Origin of the sequence: Sphingomicrobium sp., from assembly GCA_036563485.1 — a bacterium.
Taxonomy (GTDB): Bacteria; Pseudomonadota; Alphaproteobacteria; order Sphingomonadales; family Sphingomonadaceae; genus Sphingomicrobium.
In genome coordinates, this window is record DATCMI010000001.1 from 342,881 (window position 1) to 363,748 (window position 20,868).

Genomic DNA, 20,868 nt, shown 5'->3' on the forward strand with positions numbered 1-20,868 from the left:
CCGTAGGGGTGAGGGCACGGGGCGGCATCGCAGCGAGCGGGCCGCCCCGTTTGCTGTCGGCCCTAGTAGCCCATCAGGGCGAGAACCTCGCGCCGGCTCCGCTCGTCCTCGCGGAAGGTGCCCATCATGCGGCTGGTGGTCATCATCACGCCGGGCGTCGAAACGCCGCGCGCCGTCATGCAGGCGTGGCTCGCCTCGATCACCACGGCGACGCCCTTGGGCTGAAGATGCTCCCAGATTGCATCGGCGACCTGCGCCGTCAGCCGCTCCTGCACCTGCAGGCGCCGCGCATAGCCATGAAGCACCCGCGCCAGCTTGCTGATCCCGACAACGCGGTCGCGCGGCAAATAAGCGATCGCCGCCTTGCCGATGATCGGCGCCAGGTGGTGCTCGCAATGCGATTGGAACGGGATGTCCTTCAGCAGGACGATCTCGTCGTAGCCGCCGACTTCCTCGAAAGTCCGGCTGAGATGCGAAGCCGGATCCTCGCGATAGCCGCGCGCATATTCGTGCCACGCGCGCGCGACGCGCTTGGGTGTATCGGCAAGGCCTTCGCGGGCAGGATCGTCGCCCGTCCAGCTGATGAGCGTTCGAATGGCGTCGAGCACATGGTCGGGAACCTCGACCTTCGGCGGAGTCGCGACGAGGTCGCCGTCGGCGGGATCCCGATGCTCGTCAGTTGGGGTCATGATGCAAGCTCCCGCTCGATATCCATTGCGACGGCTGCCGCTTGTTCGCGGATATCAGGGACCGCGACAATCTCCCAATAACGACCTTTGGTCAGCGGCCCGAGCGCCCACAGCCGTTCGCCCGCGCGGGCATGGTCATCGACCGCGAGCCCGAGGTTGAGGTGATCGGCCGCGACCTGACCGCTGTCGAGCAGCGAGCGCAGCAGCGGATCGCTGGTCGACCGGATCGCCTGTAGCGGCCCAGTGCAGTTGATCGCGTAGCCGAAGCTCATTCGCTGCGGCCGGTCGGCGCCGCGCGCGCAAATTTCGACTTGCAGCTCGTCGCCGGCCTCGACCGCGGACTGGATGCGCCCGGCCATGATCCGCAGGCGGCCCTCGGCAATGAGCCGCGCCAAAGTCTCGCCGACTTCAGGCGCGATGCGGTGGCGGTGGACGTCCCACCAGGGACGGGCGTGGCGCATGAAACGCCGCTGCTCGATTTCCCCGAGGCTCTGCCAGATGGCGTGGCTATGCGGGCGCAGGCTGTCGACGGCGGCACGCCAGCCGACTTCCGCGCTCCGCCGCCGGAGCCAGCGCCCCATGCCGCGGAGGGTGCCCAGCGGCAGGTCATTGGCATCGACGCGCGATGGCGCGTTGTCGGCGTGGGTTCGGGGGATCAGGCCCCGGCGCGATATTGCGACGATCCCGCCCTGGTGGCCGGCGGCGTCGAGCGAAAGCACGAGGTCGACCATCGTAAGGCCGGTGCCGACCAGCAGGACGTCGGCGTGCGTCTGCGCGAGCTCGCCAATGGCGGCCTGCGCCGCAGCGCCCCATGGATTGCCGACGAACCGGCTCGGCGCGGGGGCGAAAGCGCGAAGCCCTTCCGGTTCCTGGTTGCCGGTTGCGAGGACCAGGGCTGCCGCTTTGACGATTTCTCCGTTGTCGAGTTCGACCTGCCAGCCGTCGCCGTTCCGCACCGCACCGGTGGCGGTGCCCTCGACGGCGACGATACGCTCGCTCGTAACCCCCTCCCGAAGCAATTCGTCGAGATAGCGGCCGAAGAGCCGCCGCTGGGCGAAGCCGCGGGGGTGCCCGCCTTCATCGGCAAAGTGCTTTGCGAAATGACCCGGCTCGCCGGCGAGCGCGCTCATTCCTTCGGCACGAACGTTCAACAGGTGCGCAGGCTCGCTCGTCGAATAAGCGACGCCGCGCCCCATGCGTCCGCTGCCGTCGATCAGCGCCGAGCCAATCCCGCGGCGTGCGAGCTGGACGGCAAGGATGGTGCCCGAGGCGCCGCCGCCGACGATAGCGACCGGGAACAACCGGTCAGATTTCGTAGTCAGGCCAACTCTCCGGGTTCGAGGCCCCTGCCCGGCGTTGCTGCATGTGATCGTACATGTAGGTGACTGTCTTGCCTGCCGTCTGGGTGAACCAGCCGGGCACGATGGCGTGGACGAGGCAGGCCGCGCCCGCGCCGATCAACCGCGCACCGATCGCGACAGCGCCGATGCCATGGCCGGCCCAGCTCATGCCCAACGAGCGCGGATGCTCGCTGAACAGGCGGTCCACCAAGCCGGTCGGCGTGTCCAGTTCGCTCGGTTCTGTCGTCGCCATCATCGTCCTTTTGTTGGCGACCCCGACAGGATTCGAACCTGTGGCCCTCAGATTAGGAATCTGATGCTCTATCCTGCTGAGCTACGGGGTCGCGCCTGTTCCCCGATAGAAGCTGCGAAGCTGACGATCAATTCGCAGCACCTCGAGCTGTGCGAGCACCTTAGTTCAGCTGGGTCGGCGGAGCGACGGGGAACGGGAGCGGAGCGACGGGCACGCCTTCGTCGACCAATTCCTTCGCCTGCTGAAGGGTAGCGTTTCCGTGCACCCGCCGCGGCTCGACTTCGCCGGCGTGAATTGCGCGGGCAGTGTCGGCGAACTTGTCGCCGACCCAGGACGAATTCTTCAGCATCTCGGCCTGGGCTGCAGCCAGCATGGCGAGAGGGTCGCCGGCGCCCTTCTTCGGCACGCGTGGCGCCATTGGTGCCTTTTCGACCGACGAGGACTGGCAATAAGGGCATTGCACCAGTTCAGCCTGCCGCTGCTCTTCATAGTCGGCGCTTGACCGGAACCAGGCCTCGAACGGGGCGCAGCCGGCGTTGCACTGGAGGTCGAAGACGATCACAGGGTCACCGCGTCCGGGATCGGTCGGCGATGGCTGAGCGCCGGGATCCGAGACCGAACATCGGAAATACGCGCGAGATCCACGTCGGCGAAACCCACGCCCTGATCGTCTGCCATGTCCAGCAGCACGTCGCCCCACGGGTCCACCACGAGCGAATGGCCGAACGTCTGCCGTCCGTCCTCATGTTGCCCCACCTGAGCGGCGGCGATGGTGAAAAGCCCCGCCTCGATGGCGCGGGCGCGAAGCAGCACATGCCAATGCGCCTTGCCGGTGGGGACGGTGAATGCCGCCGGCACTGCGATCGCGTCCGCTCCAGCTTCGGCGAGCCGGGCGAACAAGCCCGGAAACCGCAGGTCGTAGCAGATGGTCAGGCCGAGCTTGCCGACAGGCGTCCCGTCGACCAGCACGACCCCGGCTCCGCCGGAATAGACGTTCGATTCCCGCCAGCTCTCGCCCGTGGGCAGGTCGACGTCGAACAAGTGAATCTTGTCGTAGCGGCCGCGGATCTCGCCATGGCCGTCGATTACAAAGGCGCGGTTGGCGACCTTCCCGCCCTCCGCCAGAACAGCGAGAGATCCGATGTGCACCCAAATGCCATGCTTCGCAGCGGCTTCGCGGCAGCGGGCGAGCACGAGGTCCTGGTCTTCGCCGGCCAGGCTCTTCGCTGCGCGGCTTGCATCACGGTCGAGCAGTCCGGACATTTCCGGCGTGAACAACATCTCCGCTCCACCTGCGGAGGCGCGCTGAATCGCTTGTTCGAGCGCCTCCGCATTCGCCGCGGGATCGATCCCGGTGGTCGATTGGAACAGCGCGATGCGCGTCATGCGTCGAGGAGAGTATCGAGACGGCCGCTGCGCTCAAGCGCGAAAAGGTCGTCGCAGCCCCCGACATGTGTTTCGCGGATGAAGATCTGCGGCACCGTGGTGCGCCCCTTCGCCCGCTGAATCATCTGCTGCCTCTGCTCGCCGCCCATGTCGACGGGGATCTCGGTATATTTGAGGCCCTTGGAGTCGAGCAGTTCCTTCGCGCGCCAGCAATAAGGGCAGAAACTCTTAGTGTAGATCTCGATTGTCGGCACGCGGGCGGCTCCTCGTCTTCGGTGTCCTATTTAGGCATCGCGCTCAACGCATCAATTGCGAAGGCTTCACCACCCGCGCCCAGCTGATGAATTCGACCCGGGTCGCACCGGCGCGGCGCAGCGCGCTTGCGCAAGCCTCCGCGGTGCTCCCGGTGGTCAGCACGTCGTCGACGAGGATGATCGTCTTGCCGGCGACTGCCGCTTTGTCCGGCACGCGAAAGGCGCCCGCGACCGTTTGCCGGCGCTGCTGCGCAGACATGCCTTTCAGCGCGGGCGTCCTGCGCACGCGGCGAAGGAGGGTGGGGTCGGCTGGCAAGTTGAGCCGCCGCGACAGCTCGCGTGCAACGAGCGCCGACTGGTTGAAGCCGCGCGACCACAGCCGGCTGCGATGGAGCGGAACGGCGACGAGCACGCGCTCGTCCCCGCTTTCCACGAGCGGCGCCATGTAGTGGGCCATCGTCCGCGCAATTGCGACCTTGCGGCCGTATTTGAGGCGGATCGCCAGGCTGCGGGACAGTTCGTCATAGGCGACTGCGGCCCGCGTGCGCTCGATACGCGGCGGCTGGGCGAGGCAGGGCGCGCATGTCGTCTCGTCGGTCGCTTCAAGCGGCAGTCCGCAGCACCCGCAGCCCCCGGTGGCGAGGAATTCGACCTTCTTCCAGCAATCGCTGCAGAAGCTGTGGAGCTCGTCGACAATGATCCCGCAGCCGGCGCAGCGTGGCGGAAGTGCAAAATCGAGCACCGCACGGCCGCATGTTCGGACGATTTCGCCGATCTTCCCCATCCTCTTCTTGTCGCTGGCGCGCACGCGTCGCACAAGTGCGCCATGCCGGACCTGTTCGACAATCATCTTCGGGCGCTGCGCCGCGACCGCGCGGCGCGCCTGGGCACCGAGCTATTCCTGTTCGACCGCGTGTTCGAAGACTGCCTCGAGCGTATCGCGCTGATGGACCAGCGGTTCGAAAGCGCTCTGCTGATCGGCTGCCCCGACCCAACTTGGCCGGAGCGCTTGAAACTTGTGGCCGAGCGCGTCGACGTGCGCGATCCGGCGCCGCTGTTCGCCGCGGAGGCGGGGGGCAGCGATATTCAGGAGGACCGCTGGGAGCCCTTGCCGACGTCGTGCGACCTGGTCGTGGCGATCGGGACCTTGGACACGGTCAACGACTTGCCTGTCGCGCTGCGGCTAATTGGGCACGGCATGAAGCCGGGCGCGCTGTTCATCGGTGCCGTCGCCGGCGGCGATACGCTCCCGCAGCTGCGGGGTGCCATGCGCGCTGCGGATGCGCTGGGCGGCGGCGCCGCGGCTCACGTCCACCCGCGCATCGAACCCGCAGCGCTGGCGCCGCTGCTCGAAAGCGCGGGGTTCATCAAGCCGGTGGTCGATGTGGATCGTGTGCAGCTGTCCTATCGATCGATGGCACAACTTGTCGGCGATCTGAGAAGAATGGGCGCCACCAACGTCCTTACATCGCGGTCTCCATCATTGACCCGCGCACAGGCACACGCCGCCGCGCAGGCGTTCAGCGAGGCCGGCAATGGTGAGCGGACGAAGGAGACGATCGAAGTGCTGCACTTCGTCGCCTGGACGCCTGCGAAGGGATGATCCGCCGTTAACCGTTGCCCTGGTAAGACTTGTTAACTGGCCCGCCATTATGGTGGCTTCGTGGATGTGGACCAGAGGAGGGTAGCGTGAGCGCTGTCCGTGGATTCTTGCGCTCGCTTCGTGCCGACCGGCGTGGCGCGACCGCGATCGAATATGGATTGATCGTGGCCCTTATCGTGGTGGCGATGATCGGCGCGCTGTCCGCCCTCGGCGGTGGCGTGAACGGCAAGTGGGGTTTGCTCTCGAATGAGGTGTCGACCCACATGTAAACTAGGCGGGCGCGTTCCTGCGCACGCCATAGACCGCCAGCTTTACCCGCTGCCCCGGAACCAGCGGCGAATTCGCCGCGAGGCCGTTCAGCGTCAGGAAGCGCTCGAGCTTCAGGTCGCGATAGGCCATTCGCGCGGCGAGCGACTGTATCGTGTCGCCGCGACCGACCGTCACCACCTGGATCACCCGCGGGCGGATCGCGGACGCTTCCGCCTGACTAATCTTGCGAAGCGAGCTGATCATCGGCGTGAAGGGACCAATCCCCGTGCCGCCGCGAGTCAGCATCAGGAAGTGGTACACGCGCTGCGGATCCCATTGGTAGGCGACGACGCTGGCGTCGATGAGGCCGGAATTGGTGTTGATCCGAGCCGTCGTGACGGCAGCCTGCATGCCGTTGATGGTCAGCCGCTGAGGCGGCGGCGCCGCGATCCGGTACTGGCCTTGGGTCAGCGCCTGAAACACGCTGGCCACATAATTTTCCAGTGAGCCGCGATAGGCGCCCCCGCTGAACTGCGCCTTCCCGGCGGACCCGGCAACGGTGACCGCATAAGTCCCGTTCGACATCAGATAGCCGGCAGGAACACGGAACTGGATGCGCAGATCGGGATGGGTGAACACAGGCCCGTCGATGATCCCTTGGGCAGGATCGTCATCGACATAAACGCCGTCGAGCTGAGCCAGGAATCCATCTCGGTTACGGACGCCAGTGCCGAGCCTTCCGGTCTGCTGACCGGCGACGAGCGCGCGCTGCATGCGGTTCTCGCTCAGCGGGTGCGTGCTCGCCCATTCCGGAGTCTGGCGATTTGTGCGGCCTTCGACCCGGGCCTGAAGCGCCTTCTGCCGGCTGAGCGCGGCAAGCAGCTGCGCGGCGCCGGCCGGGTCGTATCCGGCCGCCAACATGTAGCGCATGCCGAGCGTATCTGCCTGATATTCCTGATCCCGCGAGAAGCTCAGCTGCTGCAACTGCGCGCGCTGCTGGAGCATACCGCCGAGCACCTGGTCGCCAAAGACCGCGCCGAGGATCTGGCCGAACACACCGAGCGGGTTCTGCCGCGAATATTGCTCTCGGATATGCGCATGATTGGCGGCGACGTGCCCGACTTCATGACCGACGGCGAACGCCAGCTCCGATTCGTCGTTCATCAGCCCCATGAGCTGGCGGGTAATGTAGATGTAGCCGCCGGGCACGGAGAGCGCGTTTTCGACCGCAGCGTTGAGCACGGTGAATTGGAGCGCCTGATTGGGATTGGCGATGCCGGAGAAGGCTCCGACGCGGCGTCCTACTGCCTGCACATAAGCGGCGCGGGGCCCTGTCTCGGCGCCGCCATATTCTTCGAGCAGCTCGGCATGGCCACGCTGCGCGTCAGCCACGTCACGCGGATCAAGGTAGCGCAGACCGCGTTGCGCGGCAGCCGGCGTGATCGCCAGCGCAGCTGCGGTGAACAGCAGAAGAGCTTTACGCATCGTGCAAACCCACTCTTTCCGTTTCGCCCGCCTACAAAAGCGTCGCGCGCTTGAACGGAAAATGACTGAAGCGGGTTTTTGGTTCAGCCGATCGCGAGGTACTTGCTGCGGCGCTGTGCGCGGAGCTCTTTCGTCCCCAGTTGCGCACAACCGTCCAGCTCCTCGACGAGTGCGCCCTTGAGCGAGCCGATCGCTGCGTCGGGGTCGCGGTGCGCGCCGCCGAGCGGTTCGGGGATGATGCGATCGACGACGCCGAGTGCCTGCAGATCGGCGGCGGTGATCTTCATCGCTTCCGCGGCATCGGCGGCTTTGTCGGCGGTCCGCCAGAGGATCGATGCGCAGCCTTCGGGCGAAATTACCGAATAGACCGCATGTTCGAACATCAGCACGCGGTTGGCGCTGGCGATCGCAACGGCGCCACCCGACCCGCCTTCCCCGACGATGACGGCGACGATCGGCACCCCGAGCGCGAGGCATTCCTCGGTTGAGCGAGCGATCGCTTCCGCCTGCCCCCGCTCTTCAGCCTGAACGCCCGGAAAGGCGCCTGGCGTATCGACCAAAGTCACCACCGGGATGCCGAACTGGTCGGCAAGCTTCATCAGCCGGATCGCCTTCCGGTAGCCTTCCGGCTTGGCCATCCCGAAATTATGCTTGAGGCGCGACGCCGTATCGTCGCCTTTCTCGTGCCCGATCAGCATCACCCGCCGGCCATCGATACGGGCGAAGCCGCCGATGATCGCAGGGTCATCCGCGAAGGCACGGTCGCCCGACAGCGGCAGGAAGTCGGTCGCGATCCCCGCGACATAATCCTTGAAGTGCGGCCGGTCCTGGTGCCGCGCCACTTGCGCCTTCTGCCAGGGCGATAGCCGAGCGTAAGTGTCGCGCAGCAGCTTGTTCGCCTTCGCCTCGAGACGGCCGACTTCCGCATCGATATCGATGTCGGAGCTGGTGGCCGTGTCGCGCAGTTCGGCGACGCGGCTTTCAAGCTCGGCGATGGGGCGTTCGAAGTCGAGGTAATTCAGCATCCGGGCGGGCGCCTAGGCCGAAGCAGGCTTGCAGGTCAACGACCGCCCGTCGCCAGTGGGTGCCGCTGGTTCACCAATTCGACGAGCCGGGCACTGTCGACATGAGTATAGATCTGGGTCGTCGCGATGTCGGCGTGGCCGAGCAGCGATTGAAGGACGCGCAGGTCGGCGCCGCCCGAAAGCAGGTGCGTCGCGAAGGCATGACGAAGGACGTGCGGGCTGACGCGCTCAGGCGCGATGCCCGCGTCCGCGGCCATGGCACGAACGATCTGGAACAGCCGGACGCGGCTGAGATGAGTCTTGCCGCTCGGGAAAAGCCAGAGCACGTCGGAAGCGACTTGTTCGGTCCAGCGCTGAACGGCGGCCACGGCACGGGTCGAGATCGGCACCAGGCGTTCCTTGCTGCCCTTGCCGCGAACCATCAGGAAAGGCTGTCCAGCCCTCACGGCGCCGCGTGGCAGGCCGACGAGCTCGCTGGCGCGCAGGCCGGAACCATAGAGAAGCTCGAGAAGCGCCAAGTTGCGAACCGCCGAAGGTTCGCCGCTCGATGCTCGCGCTTCCGCCGCTTCGAACATGCGCCGGAGTTCGTCCTCGTCGAGAATGCGGGGCAGCGGCCGTTCGAAGCGCGGGCGCGGCAAGGCCGACGAAGGGTCGTCGCTCCGGAAGCCCTCATCGACGAGGAAGGCAAAGAAGCGCCGGAGCGCAGCCGACCGGCGGGCGACCGTCGATGCAGCAAGCTCGCTCCACGAACTGCCGAGCCGCGAGAGATCGTCCGCGGACGCTTGGCCGATCGAGCTAAGGGTCTCCGCGGAGCGCTCAAGGTCGTTGCGATAGGCCGAGAGCGTATGCTTCGACGCTCCCGCTTCGGCAGCCATCATGTCGAGGAACCGGTCGACCAGCGCTCGGTCGTCGGGCGTCACGTCCGGGAAAGCGCCTCTGCGGCGATCATGCGCGCGGTGAAGTCCTGATCGGTGCGCTTGAGCGCCATCAGCGCATGATAAAGATGCGCGGCCGGCACCCGGCTCCATGATGCCGTCTGAAGTCCGGTTCCCGTCATCAGGCGCACCGTGGCGCCCTGCCCGCGTCCCGCAGCCGCATCGATCATCCGCGTCCAGCTGTTCGACCGTCCGAGACCGAGCCCGTAGCGCTTGTTGAGCGAATTGGCGGTGGACGTGTCGATCCGCCCCAATCCGGCAAGTCCGGCGACCAGCAACGCGCTCCTGACCTTGTCGGGGCTCTCATCACGGCTGATGAACCCGCCGATGCGACCCATTCCGATGCCCGCGGCATCAGGTGCGGACAGCGCGAGCATGGCCCAGACACGGTCGCCGTCCGCTTCTTCCATATCCCCGACCACCGGCGCCCAGCGCGCGGCGGCGCGGTCGAACCCGCCGGCGAGCATTGCGGCGATGAGGTCCGGCGCGTCCTTCGACAGCTCCGCATCCGGCGGGATCCGCGTTGCAGCACGCGCGACAAGCGCCCGTGCGCCCTCCTTCCCGAAGCCTTCCTTGCCGGTGCCTAGCAGGCGGCGGATCGCGTCGAGCCGAGCTCCCCGGTCCTTGCCGATATAGGCCAAGCGGAGCTGCCACGCATCCGAGGACGGCAGATCGCCGGCGTCAGTCGCGTCGTAAATCTGCGAGTAGAGGTCGACGAGGCTTTGCGAGGAGAAGACTCCCAAGCCCGCCGCGATCAGCGACGGCTGCAGCCGCTGCTGGGGAGAAAAGAGCGGAGCGCGCGCGTGGTAGGCGCGAAGCTGCGGTGGCGCCGCGTTGAGCAGCCGGTCGGGCGGCGCCATTCCAGTCGCCGCGGCCAGCCCGAACCGCCAGGCGGTCAGGCTGTTGACCGGTTCCCACTCGATCGTCGCCGAGCGGCCGCTGCCCGCGGCGCCGACGACCTTCTCCGCGAGCGCAAGATCGATACCGCCGACCCGGCTTGACCGGCGCGCGCTGTCGATCTGCGCGGACGCGCTGTCCGAGTCCCCGGCGAGGGCGGCGCACATAGCCTGGACGAACTGGCGGATCCTCGGCTCCTGCTCGCGAAGGCGGCTCTGGAGCGGGCACATTGCTGCCACGTCGGCCGTCGCGAGGGCCGCCTGCACGGCGACCTGCACCATCCGCGGCGTATAGGCGTCGGTATCGACGCCATCGACCAGCATGCGAGCGGCGTCTGCTTCGCCCATCCGCAACAGCAGCCAGGCGCGCGCCGCCGTCCAGTCGATCGGATTGACGTCGCGCGGCGCCGGCGTGCGTGCGAGCAGCGCATCGCGCAGCGCGATATGCGCCCAGCGTGACGCGATCGGCGTGTCCATCCGCAGCATCAAAGTCGACAGGAACGCTCCGCTGGCGTCGCCCCACGGCTGTTGACTGAGCCCAAGAGCGACCGGGTCGAGCTTGCCCACAAGCCGCGCATCGCGGCGCGCCCAGCCAGGATATTCGATCGGCGGCTGAATCGAGACGGTCGGCGTCGCCGGCGTGAATTCCTGAAAGCCGTCGCCTCCGGACGCAGCATCGTTCCCTGCGCGGCGGGGCTCGCTCGACAGATCGGGCTCGCCGCTCGGTTCCGGCTCGCTCGACGGTTGCGGCTGCGACGGCTGCGGCTGAGTTTGCGGCTGCGCCGCCTGCTGCGCGATTGCCGGAATGGCGATCGCGAGGGCTGCGCACGCAATCAGAAGCGGCTTAACGCGCATTGCCCCCCTGCGGCACCGCAACCTCGATCGTGCGGGTCGGCTGTTCCTTGGGAACGGTCGACAGGAAAAAGAGCCCGCCGACGAGAAGCAGTAGGACGATGATGAGCAGGACGGTGCGCGACATGGCGGCGCTTTTGCCGAGCGGCGGACGCGCTGTATAGCCCCGTCAGTGACAGATTTAGCGAAGCGCCTCGACCGGCCGGTGGTGCTGGTGGGGTTGATGGGGGTTGGAAAGTCGACGGTCGGTCGCCGCCTGGCGCGCCGGCTCGGCTTGCCGTTCATCGATAGCGACGCTGCCATCCAGGACGCCTGCGGCCTTCCCGCCGGTGACGCGCTCGAACGTTACGGGGAGCCGGACTTTCGCGATGGCGAGCGGCGCGTCGTTGCCCGCCTGATCGACGGGACGGTGCGCGTCATCGCGACCGGCGGCGGCGCCTATGTCGACCCGCGCACCCGAAAACTGCTGAATGAAGAAGCGATCACCATCTGGCTCGACGCTCCGGTCGAGATCCTTACCGAGCGGACGTCCCGCCGGAACACGCGGGCCCTGCTTCGGCGGGGCGATCCGCGGGCGACGCTGGAACGCCTCGCGCGGGAGCGCCGCGAAGCCTACGAGCAGGCGCACATCCATGTGAAGAGCGGGACCGGCGCGCACAAGGACGTGGTCGACGCCATCGTCCAGGCGCTCGAGGAGCATCTCGCCGGATCGGCTTAGGCGGGGCTTGGGGGCTTGTCCTCGTCGAGGCCGCGGTCCGGCGCGAAGGACCGCTCAAGCCCCGCCCGAAGGTCGCCGGTTTCCGCCTGCCGCTCGAGCCGCTCGGAGTCCCGCAGCCGGTATTCCCGCTCGACCCGGTCGATTTCCGGGAACGGAACGCCCGCGGCTTTAAGCGCAGCGCGGCCCATCTTCACCGCGCTCTCGAACAGCTCACGCTGCGTGTAGGCGACATCGAGTCCTGAAAGCTCGATCATGTGCCGCCGGTCGAACGTTCGGACCATGATGCGCGCTTGGGGGAAGGCGTCCATGACTGCCCGCAAGGCTTCGCGAGTGAGAGAGCCGGACGCATTGTCGTTGCAGAAGAGGATGCTGCTCGCCTGCTCGGCGCCCGCGGTGCGCAGCAGGTCGAGCCGGGTGCCGTCGCCGAAATAGACCTTGGTCCCGAAGCTCCCCGCCGTCTCGATCATCTCGGCGTCCGTATCGACCAGCGTCACCGGCACGTGCTTGGCCATCAACATCTGGGCGACGGTCTGGCCGAACCGGCCGTAGCCGACGACGATGACGGGCGTGTCGGGGCTTCCCTCGGGCCCTTCGAGGCCGCGCGAGCGCGCTGCCTCCCGGGCTTCGAGACGGTCGTTCAAGCGCATCAGGAAAGGCGTCGTCGCCATCGACAGGGTCACGACGGCGGTGAACAGGGAGGCGGCTTCAGGCGCGATGATCTGGGCGCTTGCAGCCTGGGCGAACAGCACGAAGCCGAACTCGCCGGCCTGGCTCAGCAACAGGCCGAGGCGAAGGCTGTTGCCGAGGCGGGAGCCAAAAAAGCGGTCGATCAGGGCGATGATCAGCGCCTTCACGACGATGATCGCCGCCGCAATGCCGATGACGAAGAAGGGACTCTCCGCAATCAAGCTGAGGTCGAGGAGCATGCCAACCGACAGGAAGAACAGTCCGAGTAGGATTGAGCGAAACGGCTCGATGTCCGTTTCAAGCTCGTGCCGGTACGGCGATTCGGCGAGCATGACGCCGGCGACGAAAGCGCCGAGCGGCACCGAGAGGTGGAGCGCGTGCATCACGGCGGCTGCGCCGATGACGGTGAACAATCCGGCGACGATGAACAGCTCGCGCTCGGCGAGGCGACCGACGAGCCGGAACATGGGATTGAGAACCAGCCGCCCGACGATCACCAGGGCAACCACCGCACCCAAGGTATAGAGCGCCAGCGTCCAGCCGGCCGGCGCACTCGGATCGGGCGGCGTGCGCGCCATCGCTGCAATGATCGTGATTAGCGGGACGATCGACAGGTCCTGGAACAGCAGGATCGAAAAGGCCCGTTCCCCCTGCGGCGTGTGCAGCTCATTGTCCCCGCGCAGCATCGGCAGCACCTGCGCCGTCGAGGACAGCGCTAGCGCGAGCCCGATCGCTAGCGCGGCCTGCAACGAGATACCAAGCGCCGCCCACAGGAGCGCCGTCAGCGCAGCGCCGCAGAGCGCGACTTGTGCCAGACCGAGCCCGAAGATGTCCCGTCGCAGCCGCCACAATCGGCTCGGCTGGAGTTCGAGCCCGACGATGAACAGCAGCAGCGCGATGCCGATCTCAGTGACGCTGGTCACCTGCTCGGGATCGGGGATCAGGCCCAGCAGTTGCGGGCCGATCAAAGCGCCGGCGACGATATAGCCGAGCGTCGCACCGAGCTTCAGCTGCCGGAACAGCGTGACGAACACCAAAGCCGCGGCAAGCATGATGGCGCCGCTTTCGAGGATGGCGGTCGTGGCTTCAGCAGTTTCGGCCGGGGTCGTCACCGGCAGTTCTCCATTGCGGCGATCAGCGTCCGCCACGGCAGCAGGATCGCACCGTGACGCGCCTGGCGGTCGCGTGCTGGTGCAAGCGCTTCAAGACCAGGCCAGTCCGACACGTCGTCATGCTCCTGCCCGAGCCAGCGGCTCAGCAGCACAAGCGCGTTCGTCGCATCGGCGTGGCTGAGGCCAAAGGCCTTCGTCTCCATCAATGCGGCGGACGCCTGGCCGAAGGCGCAGGCATGCACCTCCTGCGATATGGCCTGGACGCGGCGCTCGGAGTCGAGCTGGACAGCAAGCTTGATGCGGCTTCCGCAAGTCGGCGACCTGAGCTCCCCTTCCCCGTCCACCCGTTCCAAGTCTCGCACGCCTTGCAGTGCGGCCGCGAGGCGCAGGACGTCGGTCGTGTAGAGGGGCGCGTTCATTCGCGCCGCCAAGTCGTGCCGTTCGGCCCGTCCTCCAACAGGATTCCGTCGGCCTTCAGCTCGTCGCGAATGCGGTCCGCCGCTGCAAAGTCACGCGCCTTCTTCGCGGCTGTCCGCTCGGCAATGCGCGCTTCGATCGCGTCCGCGTCGGAATCGCCCTGGAACCACTGGGTTGCGGTCGATTCGAGCAAACCGAGCAATTGCGCGCTCGCCTTCAGCGTCGCCGGATCCTCGATCCCTGCCAAGCGGGCGAGCGCCAGCGGCGTGTTGAGGTCATCGCGCAACGCGTCCAGCACCGCCTCGTCGATCTCACCGGCGCTCGCATCGCCGGCTTTCCGGTAAAGTCCGTCGAGGGTCGCTTTGGCCTGCGAGATCAACCGCTCGGACCACTCGAGCGGCTGGCGATATTGTCCGGTGAGCAGTGCGAGCCGCAGCGTTTCGCCTTTGTGACCGGCAGCCAGCAGCTCATCGACCGTGACAATGTTGCCGAGTGACTTGGACATCTTGCCCGAAGCCATCGACAGCATGCCGTTGTGCACCCAGTAGCGCGAGAGCGGCGCGCCGCCGTGAGCGCCGCATGACTGGGCGATCTCATTCTCGTGGTGCGGGAATTCGAGGTCGAGGCCGCCACCGTGGATGTCGATCGTCTCACCGAGGTGTCGCTCGATCATCGCGGAGCATTCGATATGCCAGCCCGGCCGGCCCATGCCCCAGGGAGAGTCCCACCCCGGCTGATCGCCCGTCGAAGGCTTCCACAGAACGAAATCCGCGGGCGACTTCTTGTACGGCGCGACATCGACGCGGGCGCCGGCGATCATTTCGTCCATCGGCCGGCGCGACAGCTGCCCGTAGTCTGGCCAGCTCGGCACATCGAACAGCACATGCCCTTCGGCCTCATAGGCCTGACCGGCCGCGATCAGCCGCTCGATCATGGCGATGATGTCGGCGACATGGCCGGTAGCGAACGGCTCGACATCCGGCGCGCGAACGCCAAGCGCAGCGCCATCGTCCGCGTAGAGCTTGGCGTAGCGCGACGTGATCGTGTCGATGGGCACGCCCTCCCGCGCCGCGGCGGCCATGATCTTGTCTTCGATGTCGGTGACGTTGCGCGCGTAGACGAGCGAGTCCTCGCCGTAGGTGTGGCGAAGCAGGCGCGCGAGGACGTCGAAGACTACCGCCGGACGGAAGTTGCCGATGTGGGCGCGGTTGTAGACCGTCGGCCCGCACACATACATCGTCACCCGCTCAGGGTTCAGGGGCACGAACTCGCGCTTTTCGCGCGCCATGGTGTCGTAAAGGCGGATCATTCTTCGGAGCCTACTGGTCTTGGCGTCAGCCGCCGCGCTTCGACCCAGTCGACGATGGCGCGGCCGCTCGCATTAAGGAGCGGATAGGTTGTCGACTTGGTCATCCAGGCGGGCCGCTCGGCCTGCGCGCCATAGACCATGTCGGTCGCAAGGTTCGCGACAAGGAAGAACAAGGTGGCGCCGAGCAGGCCCTTGAGCATGCCGAAGCCGCCGCCGAGCACCCGGTCGACCGGCCCCAACACCGAGTGCCGCCGCGTCCGCCCGCCGATCGAGCGGGCGAGCAGCTTCACGATCAGGAAGCTCGGCACGAACAACAGCGCGAAGGCGAGCACGGCGGCAGCCGCGGAGCTCACCCCCATCGACCCTTCGAGCCCACCCCACAGCTGGGTGTGGAACAGCTTCAGCATGGCGATGGCGACGAGCCAGGCGAACAGTGAGATCACCTCGTGGACGAACCCGCGCACGAACCCCACGGCGCCGCCGCCGATCAGGAGCAGGAACACGAAGATGTCGAGCGCAGTCATCGAGTCGGTGCGGCTAGCGGCCTCTACGGCCGTTCGCCAGCCCTAACGCCCGAGCACCTGCTCGACGAGCTGGCGGAGGTTGCCGAATTCTGCAGTTCTGAGCCCATCGACAGCGGCGACGCTCTTGGGCGCCCAGGCGGCGCCGAAGCCGAGCTTGGCGGCTTCCTTCAGCCGCAGGCCGGCGTGAGCCACCGGGCGGATTTCACCCGATAGGGCGATTTCGCCGAGCACCACGGCTTCCTGCGGGATCGGCCGTTCCGAGAGCGCCGACACCAAGGCCGCCGCAACCGCGAGGTCGGCGGCGGGATCGCTGAGGCGATATCCGCCGGCGACGTTGAGATAGACTTCGGCGGTGGCGAAGCTGATCCCGCACCGCGCCTCAAGCACCGCCAGGATCATCGCCAGGCGCCCGCTGTCCCAGCCCACGGCGGCGCGTCGCGGGGTCGCCCCGGTCGCGAGCCGGACCGTGAGCGCCTGAATCTCTACCAGGACAGGGCGCGAGCCTTCGATCGCTGGGAACACGCTAGTACCGCTGACCGGCTCGCCGCGGTTGGTGAGGAACAAGGCCGAGGGATTCGGCACTTCGGTAAGCCCCGCCCCTTCCATCGCGAAGACGCCGATCTCGTCGGTCCCGCCGAAGCGGTTCTTCATCGCCCGGAGGATCCGGTATTGGTGGCTGCGCTCCCCTTCGAAGCTCAGCACCGTGTCGACCATATGTTCGAGCACGCGCGGACCGGCGATCGTCCCATCCTTGGTCACATGGCCGACCAGGATCACCGCCGTGCCATGCTCCTTGGCGAAGCGGACGAGTTCCTGCGCCGAGGCGCGGACCTGGCTGACGGTGCCGGGTGCGCCTTCGATCAGGTCGGAGTGCATGGTCTGGATCGAATCGATGATTAGCAGCGCCGGGGGCTCGCCATCGCCAACGGTGGTCAGGATATCGCGAACCGACGTCGCCGCCGCCAAGCGCACGGGCGCGCCGCCAAGGCCGAGGCGGACAGCGCGGAGCCGCACCTGCTCGGCCGATTCCTCGCCGGAGACGTAGACGACCTTGCCGCCGTTGTTCGCCAGCCGCGCAGCGACCTGAAGCAGCAGCGTCGACTTGCCGATGCCGGGATCGCCGCCGACCAGCATCGCGGAACCCGCGACGATGCCGCCTCCGATCGCCCGGTCGAATTCGGAAATGCCGCTCGGCATCCGCTCCGGAAGCGCGGCTGGGGTCTCGAGCCCGACCAGCGGGATCACTCGCCCGCCGCCCTGCAGGTTGTGCTTGGCGGCGAAGATGCTGGAGACCTCGGCCGCTTCCTGCACCAAGGTGTTCCACTCGGCGCAATCGGGGCATTGCCCCTGCCAGCGGTGCTGCACCGACCCGCAGGCCTGGCAGGTATAACGCGTCTTCGCCTTCGCCATGTGCCGACGCTAAACGATCCCGTTTCGTTCTCCTAGCCCGAATGAGCTTCAGCAGCAGGGCAGACCTCGGCGAAAACGCTTGTTAAGGCGGGCGGATGATCGCCCCATTCGGAGTTCCGTTCGAGTTCGTCCTTTTCGGCCTGATGCTCTTGGGCGTCGCGCTTTTCCACAAGCGAGCGCTGGAGGTCAGCGTCGGCGGCCTCGTCATCATCCTGCTTTACGAAGCCCTCGTCACCGCCTTCCCGACGGGTCGGGGCATGGACGCGCTCGTCGCGCACGCGGCGCACGAATGGGTGATCATCACCAACTTGTTCCTGCTGCTGATCGGGTTCGAGGTGCTGTCGAATCAATTCGAGCGCAGCAACATTTCGGATCACCTTCCGAACCTTTTGCCGGACCGGTTCGCCGGAAGCGTTGCCTTGCTCGGCGTGATCTTCGTCCTTGCCGCATTCCTCGACAATATCGCCGCCGCCGTCCTGGGCGGCGTCATGGCGCGCCACCTCTACAAGGGGCGCGTGACCGTCGGCTTCATTGCCGCGCTGGTGGCCGCGTCCAATGCCGGAGGCGCGGGGAGCGTGATCGGCGACACCACGACCACGATCATGTGGTTGAAGGGCGTTTCCGCGCTCACCGTCCTGCCTGCCTATGTCGCAGCGGTCCCGGCGTTCGTGGTGCTGGCGCTGTGCGGCGCCCGGGCGCAGCACCGTCACCAGCCGATCCTGGACAATGACGAGCCCGGGCATCCGCTGGAGTGGCGGCGGATCTGGATCGTCGCCTTCATCCTGGTTGCCGCAGTTACCGCCAATGTGTTCGCCACATCGCTTAGCGACGGCGAGGAAACAGCGCCGTGGCTGGGTATGGCACTTTGGGCAGCGATCCTGCTTACGAGCCTTGTCGCCAAGCCCGATTGGGCGGTGATGCGGCACGGGCTCAAAGGCGCGGTCTTCCTGGCCTCGCTGGTGGCCGCCGCATCGCTGATGCCGCTCAAGGGCCTGCCGGAGCCGTCGTGGCACACCGCGTTTGGGCTGGGTCTGCTGTCATCGGTGTTCGACAATATCCCGCTGACCGCGCTGGCGCTCCGACAGGGCGGCTATGATTGGGCCCTATTGTCGTTCGCAGTCGGCTTCGGCGGATCCATGGTGTGGTTCGGATCGTCCGCCGGCGTGGCGATCACGAACCTCTATCCGGAGGCGCGCTCGGTCCTTCGTTGGCTCAAGGAAGGCTGGTTCGTGCCGGTCGCTTATATCGTCGGCTTCTTCTTCATGCTTGCCGTGCTGGGCTGGAACCCGACCGCCGAAAGCGCCAGCGACTGGGTTGCTCCGGGTACTGCCCACCCTTAGTCAGCCGCCGGTGAGCTTCCTCCCCGAACCGCTGCGCATTGCCGACTTCCGCGCCTTCTGGCTGGCGCGGCTCGCGACGACGATTGCGCAGATGGCCATGGTGATCGTCATCGGCTGGCAGGTCTACGACATCGCCCGCGAGACGATGAGCATTCGCGAAGCGTCGCTGCGCCTCGGCATGATCGGGCTGGTGCAATTCCTGCCCTTGTTCCTGCTGACGCCGATCAGCGGCTGGACCGCGGACCGCATCGACCGCCGTCACATTGCCCGCGCCGTCGTCTCGCTCGAAGTTTTGTGCGCCGCGATCCTCTTCGTCGCCACCTCGGGCGGGTTCATCACCTTGCCGATCCTGTTCGGCGTCGCCGCGCTGCTCGGTGTTGCCCGCGCTTTCGCCGGTCCGGCGCTGGGCGCACTCGCCCCCAACCTGGTGCCGCGAGAGATCCTCCCGACTGCCATCGCCTTGAGCTCGGCCGCGTGGCAGGCGGGCGCCATTGCCGGCCCGGCGATCGGCGGCCTGCTCTACGACGTGAACCCCAGCTTCCCTTATGCGCTCAGCACCGTGCTGTTCGGCTTCTCCGTCATCTGCCTGTTCCTGATCGGACCCGTGCAGCGCAGCGCGATCAAGCCGGGCAAGCCGTGGCAGCAGATGGTCGACGGGCTTGCTTATGTCCGCCGTAACCGCCTCGTCTTCGGCGCCATCACTCTCGATCTCTTCGCGGTGCTGCTGAGCGGCGTTACCGCCATGCTCCCCGTCTATGCGCGCGACATTCTCGAAGTCGGTGCGGATGGGCTCGGCCCCTTGCGCGCGGCACCGGCGCTTGGCGCGACCCTGACCGCCATCTTCTTCTCGATCCGGCCGCTGAAGACGAACGTCGGCGTAAAGATGCTCGCCGCCGTGGTCATCTTCGGCGGAGCGACGGCGGTGTTCGGCTGGTCGACGTCCTTCCCCTTGTCGCTGGCGATGCTGACCCTGCTCGGCGCCGCCGACATGTTCTCCGTGTACATCCGGCAGTCGCTGATCCAGCTCCACACGCCCGACGAAATGCGCGGCCGCGTCGGCGCCGTATCGACGCTCGCCATCTCCGCTTCGAACGAGCTCGGCGAAACCCGCAGCGGGTTCACCGCGGCGTTGCTTGGGCCTGTGGCCGCGACCGTCGCTGGAGGCCTCGCCGCGGTCGGCGTGACCCTCGCGTGGGCGGTGCTTTTTCCGGAGCTCCGCCGCGCCCGGACGTTCGAGTTGCCCGACGAGCCGCCGCCGAAGGAAGCGACGGTCGTGTCGGAAGGAGCCTAGGGCGCTTGCAATTGCGGCGACGGCAACCGATTTCCCGGGCTTACGCTTAAGGAGCCTGCCCCTCATGAAAGCCGCGAACATCCTTGAGACGATCGGCAATACGCCCGTGGTGCGGATCAATCGCCTGTTCGGCGATCGCGCCGAGGTCTGGATCAAGCAGGAACGCGCGAATCCCGGCGGATCGATCAAGGACCGCATCGCGCTCGCCATGATCGAGGATGCGGAGCGCAGCGGTGCGCTGAAGCCGGGCGGGACGATCATCGAACCGACCTCCGGCAATACCGGCATCGGCCTGGCGATGGTCGCGGCGGTCAAGGGCTACAAGCTTCTCCTGGTGATGCCCGAAAGCATGAGCCTTGAGCGGCGCCGGCTGATGCTCGCTTATGGCGCGACCTTTGATCTCACGCCCAAGGAGAAGGGCATGCAGGGCGCCGTCGACCGTGCGCGCGAGCTCGTCGAGCAGACGCCGGGAAGCTGGATGCCGCAGCAGTTCGACAATCAGGCGAACGTTGAAGTTCACCGCCGCACGACGGCGCAGGAAGTGCTTCGCGATTTCGCCGACTCGCCGCCTGATGTGATCATCACTGGCGTCGGCACGGGCGGGCACATCACCGCCACGGCGGACGTGCTCAAGAAGGAATGGCCGCAGCTCAAGGTATTCGCGGTTGAGCCCGCCGCGTCGCCGATTCTCAACGGCGGCAAGCCGGGCCCGCACCCCATCCAGGGCCTGGGCGCGAACTTCATCCCGAGCATCCTCGGTCGCGACCTGCTCGATGGCGTCATCGATGTCGAAGCGGAGGACGCGCGGGAAATGGCTCGCCGCGCCGCGCGCGAGGAGGGCATGCTGGTCGGCATCTCGTCCGGCGCCACGCTCGCGGCAATCGAGCAGAAGCTTCCGGAACTGGGCGAGCACCCGCGGATCCTCGGGTTCAACTACGACACCGGCGAACGCTATCTCTCCGTGCCCGAGTTCCTTCCGGAATAAGGTTTAATGCGCCGATAACCTTAGTTCTTCGGCGAACCTTCAACTACCCAAAGTTAAGGCCCGCTGTTGCGGGCGCATAAGGCGTTCGCCTGTAGGTGATCGCCAATG

23 protein-coding genes and 1 tRNA gene are annotated in these 20,868 nt (G+C 66.9%); 6 read left to right on the forward strand and 18 right to left on the reverse strand.

Features of this window, described 5'->3' with window-relative positions; genetic code table 11:
* Positions 1–62: 62 nt before the first annotated feature.
* From folE to VIL42_01880, 8 genes are all read right to left on the reverse strand, one after another.
* Positions 63–689 (reverse strand): GTP cyclohydrolase I FolE, encoded by a 627-nt coding sequence (folE, locus tag VIL42_01845; protein HEY8591588.1) that lies wholly within the window; start codon positions 687–689, stop codon positions 63–65.
* Complete coding sequence (locus VIL42_01850) at positions 686–1,990, reverse strand: FAD/NAD(P)-binding protein (GenBank protein ID HEY8591589.1); 1,305 nt, start codon at positions 1,988–1,990, stop codon at positions 686–688. The genes folE and VIL42_01850 overlap by 4 nt, the downstream gene beginning before the upstream one ends.
* Positions 1,991–1,994: 4 nt before the next feature.
* The gene (locus tag VIL42_01855) at positions 1,995–2,282 is read right to left on the reverse strand and encodes a DUF6356 family protein (protein ID HEY8591590.1); all 288 of its coding nucleotides are present in this window, start codon (positions 2,280–2,282) and stop codon (positions 1,995–1,997) included.
* A gap of 14 nt (positions 2,283–2,296) precedes the next feature.
* Positions 2,297–2,373: transfer RNA gene (locus tag VIL42_01860), tRNA-Arg, on the reverse strand.
* A 69-nt stretch (positions 2,374–2,442) separates the two neighbouring features.
* A complete protein-coding gene (locus VIL42_01865) occupies positions 2,443–2,844 on the reverse strand; it encodes a DUF1178 family protein (GenBank protein HEY8591591.1) in 402 nt (133 codons plus the stop codon).
* Positions 2,841–3,668, reverse strand: coding sequence for a carbon-nitrogen hydrolase family protein (locus VIL42_01870; protein HEY8591592.1), 828 nt, complete (start codon positions 3,666–3,668; stop codon positions 2,841–2,843). The genes VIL42_01865 and VIL42_01870 overlap by 4 nt, the downstream gene beginning before the upstream one ends.
* The gene (gene grxC, locus VIL42_01875) at positions 3,665–3,922 is read right to left on the reverse strand and encodes a glutaredoxin 3 (protein ID HEY8591593.1); all 258 of its coding nucleotides are present in this window, start codon (positions 3,920–3,922) and stop codon (positions 3,665–3,667) included. The genes VIL42_01870 and grxC overlap by 4 nt, the downstream gene beginning before the upstream one ends.
* A gap of 43 nt (positions 3,923–3,965) precedes the next feature.
* A complete protein-coding gene (locus VIL42_01880) occupies positions 3,966–4,739 on the reverse strand; it encodes a ComF family protein (protein ID HEY8591594.1) in 774 nt (257 codons plus the stop codon).
* A gap of 9 nt (positions 4,740–4,748) precedes the next feature.
* Here VIL42_01880 and VIL42_01885 point away from each other — a divergent pair, with 9 nt between their 5' ends.
* Positions 4,749–5,525 (forward strand): SAM-dependent methyltransferase, encoded by a 777-nt coding sequence (locus tag VIL42_01885; GenBank protein HEY8591595.1) that lies wholly within the window; start codon positions 4,749–4,751, stop codon positions 5,523–5,525.
* 86 nt (positions 5,526–5,611) lie between these two features.
* On the forward strand, positions 5,612–5,794 hold the full coding sequence (locus tag VIL42_01890) for a Flp family type IVb pilin (protein HEY8591596.1): 183 nt from the start codon (positions 5,612–5,614) through the stop codon (positions 5,792–5,794).
* Position 5,795: 1 nt separating this feature from the next.
* On the opposite strand, the gene VIL42_01895 is transcribed toward VIL42_01890, so the two are convergent.
* The 5 genes from VIL42_01895 to VIL42_01915 all read right to left on the reverse strand — a co-directional run bounded on the left by VIL42_01895 (position 5,796) and on the right by VIL42_01915 (position 11,094).
* Entirely contained in the window at positions 5,796–7,259 is a 1,464-nt protein-coding gene (locus tag VIL42_01895; GenBank protein HEY8591597.1) for a M48 family metalloprotease, read from the reverse strand.
* 83 nt (positions 7,260–7,342) lie between these two features.
* Positions 7,343–8,284 carry an acetyl-CoA carboxylase carboxyltransferase subunit alpha gene (locus tag VIL42_01900; protein ID HEY8591598.1) on the reverse strand — a complete coding sequence of 314 codons (942 nt, stop codon included), beginning with the start codon at positions 8,282–8,284 and terminating at the stop codon, positions 7,343–7,345.
* Positions 8,285–8,319: 35 nt separating this feature from the next.
* Positions 8,320–9,204: a tyrosine recombinase gene (locus VIL42_01905; protein ID HEY8591599.1), complete on the reverse strand. Its 885-nt coding sequence runs from the start codon at positions 9,202–9,204 to the stop codon at positions 8,320–8,322.
* Entirely contained in the window at positions 9,201–10,970 is a 1,770-nt protein-coding gene (locus VIL42_01910; protein ID HEY8591600.1) for a hypothetical protein, read from the reverse strand. The genes VIL42_01905 and VIL42_01910 overlap by 4 nt, the downstream gene beginning before the upstream one ends.
* A complete protein-coding gene (locus VIL42_01915; GenBank protein ID HEY8591601.1) occupies positions 10,960–11,094 on the reverse strand; it encodes a hypothetical protein in 135 nt (44 codons plus the stop codon). Before VIL42_01915 ends, VIL42_01910 begins: the two co-directional genes overlap by 11 nt.
* 45 nt (positions 11,095–11,139) lie before the next feature.
* Here VIL42_01915 and VIL42_01920 point away from each other — a divergent pair, with 45 nt between their 5' ends.
* On the forward strand, positions 11,140–11,685 hold the full coding sequence (locus VIL42_01920) for a shikimate kinase (protein HEY8591602.1): 546 nt from the start codon (positions 11,140–11,142) through the stop codon (positions 11,683–11,685).
* Here the strand turns inward: VIL42_01920 and VIL42_01925 are convergent.
* Genes VIL42_01925 through radA form a run of 5 tightly spaced genes read right to left on the reverse strand, consistent with a single transcriptional unit; the run spans position 11,682 to position 17,144 of the window.
* Entirely contained in the window at positions 11,682–13,424 is a 1,743-nt protein-coding gene (locus VIL42_01925) for a monovalent cation:proton antiporter-2 (CPA2) family protein (protein HEY8591603.1), read from the reverse strand. The genes VIL42_01920 and VIL42_01925 overlap by 4 nt on opposite strands.
* A gap of 56 nt (positions 13,425–13,480) precedes the next feature.
* Positions 13,481–13,903, reverse strand: coding sequence for an iron-sulfur cluster assembly scaffold protein (locus VIL42_01930; protein ID HEY8591604.1), 423 nt, complete (start codon positions 13,901–13,903; stop codon positions 13,481–13,483).
* Positions 13,900–15,210, reverse strand: a complete 1,311-nt coding sequence (cysS, locus tag VIL42_01935; protein HEY8591605.1) for a cysteine--tRNA ligase — start codon at positions 15,208–15,210, stop codon at positions 13,900–13,902. The genes VIL42_01930 and cysS overlap by 4 nt, the downstream gene beginning before the upstream one ends.
* Positions 15,207–15,734 (reverse strand): CvpA family protein, encoded by a 528-nt coding sequence (locus VIL42_01940; GenBank protein ID HEY8591606.1) that lies wholly within the window; start codon positions 15,732–15,734, stop codon positions 15,207–15,209. Before VIL42_01940 ends, cysS begins: the two co-directional genes overlap by 4 nt.
* 42 nt (positions 15,735–15,776) lie before the next feature.
* Entirely contained in the window at positions 15,777–17,144 is a 1,368-nt protein-coding gene (gene radA, locus VIL42_01945; protein ID HEY8591607.1) for a DNA repair protein RadA, read from the reverse strand.
* 95 nt (positions 17,145–17,239) lie between these two features.
* Between radA and VIL42_01950 the strand changes: the two genes are divergently transcribed.
* The 3 genes from VIL42_01950 to cysK all read left to right on the forward strand — a co-directional run bounded on the left by VIL42_01950 (position 17,240) and on the right by cysK (position 20,760).
* Complete coding sequence (locus tag VIL42_01950; GenBank protein ID HEY8591608.1) at positions 17,240–18,484, forward strand: hypothetical protein; 1,245 nt, start codon at positions 17,240–17,242, stop codon at positions 18,482–18,484.
* A gap of 10 nt (positions 18,485–18,494) precedes the next feature.
* Positions 18,495–19,775, forward strand: coding sequence for an MFS transporter (locus tag VIL42_01955; protein HEY8591609.1), 1,281 nt, complete (start codon positions 18,495–18,497; stop codon positions 19,773–19,775).
* A 64-nt stretch (positions 19,776–19,839) separates the two neighbouring features.
* Entirely contained in the window at positions 19,840–20,760 is a 921-nt protein-coding gene (cysK, locus tag VIL42_01960) for a cysteine synthase A (protein HEY8591610.1), read from the forward strand.
* The last annotated feature ends 108 nt before the right edge of the window (positions 20,761–20,868 follow it).

Excerpts from the sequence above, each read along its gene's own strand:
- VIL42_01925 (HEY8591603.1), bottom strand. The coding sequence starts at position 13,424 with ATGCTTGCCGCGGCTTTGGTGTTCGTCACGCTGTTCCGGCAGCTGAAG.
- radA (HEY8591607.1), bottom strand. The coding sequence starts at position 17,144 with ATGGCGAAGGCGAAGACGCGTTATACCTGCCAGGCCTGCGGGTCGGTG.
- VIL42_01885 (HEY8591595.1), top strand. The coding sequence starts at position 4,749 with ATGCCGGACCTGTTCGACAATCATCTTCGGGCGCTGCGCCGCGACCGC.
- VIL42_01940 (HEY8591606.1), bottom strand. The coding sequence starts at position 15,734 with ATGACTGCGCTCGACATCTTCGTGTTCCTGCTCCTGATCGGCGGCGGC.
- VIL42_01855 (HEY8591590.1), bottom strand. The coding sequence starts at position 2,282 with ATGGCGACGACAGAACCGAGCGAACTGGACACGCCGACCGGCTTGGTG.
- folE (HEY8591588.1), bottom strand. The coding sequence starts at position 689 with ATGACCCCAACTGACGAGCATCGGGATCCCGCCGACGGCGACCTCGTC.
- VIL42_01915 (HEY8591601.1), bottom strand. The coding sequence starts at position 11,094 with ATGTCGCGCACCGTCCTGCTCATCATCGTCCTACTGCTTCTCGTCGGC.
- VIL42_01930 (HEY8591604.1), bottom strand. The coding sequence starts at position 13,903 with ATGAACGCGCCCCTCTACACGACCGACGTCCTGCGCCTCGCGGCCGCA.
- cysS (HEY8591605.1), bottom strand. The coding sequence starts at position 15,210 with ATGATCCGCCTTTACGACACCATGGCGCGCGAAAAGCGCGAGTTCGTG.
- cysK (HEY8591610.1), top strand. The coding sequence starts at position 19,840 with ATGAAAGCCGCGAACATCCTTGAGACGATCGGCAATACGCCCGTGGTG.
- VIL42_01910 (HEY8591600.1), bottom strand. The coding sequence starts at position 10,970 with ATGCGCGTTAAGCCGCTTCTGATTGCGTGCGCAGCCCTCGCGATCGCC.
- VIL42_01900 (HEY8591598.1), bottom strand. The coding sequence starts at position 8,284 with ATGCTGAATTACCTCGACTTCGAACGCCCCATCGCCGAGCTTGAAAGC.
- VIL42_01895 (HEY8591597.1), bottom strand. The coding sequence starts at position 7,259 with ATGCGTAAAGCTCTTCTGCTGTTCACCGCAGCTGCGCTGGCGATCACG.
- VIL42_01870 (HEY8591592.1), bottom strand. The coding sequence starts at position 3,668 with ATGACGCGCATCGCGCTGTTCCAATCGACCACCGGGATCGATCCCGCG.
- VIL42_01950 (HEY8591608.1), top strand. The coding sequence starts at position 17,240 with ATGATCGCCCCATTCGGAGTTCCGTTCGAGTTCGTCCTTTTCGGCCTG.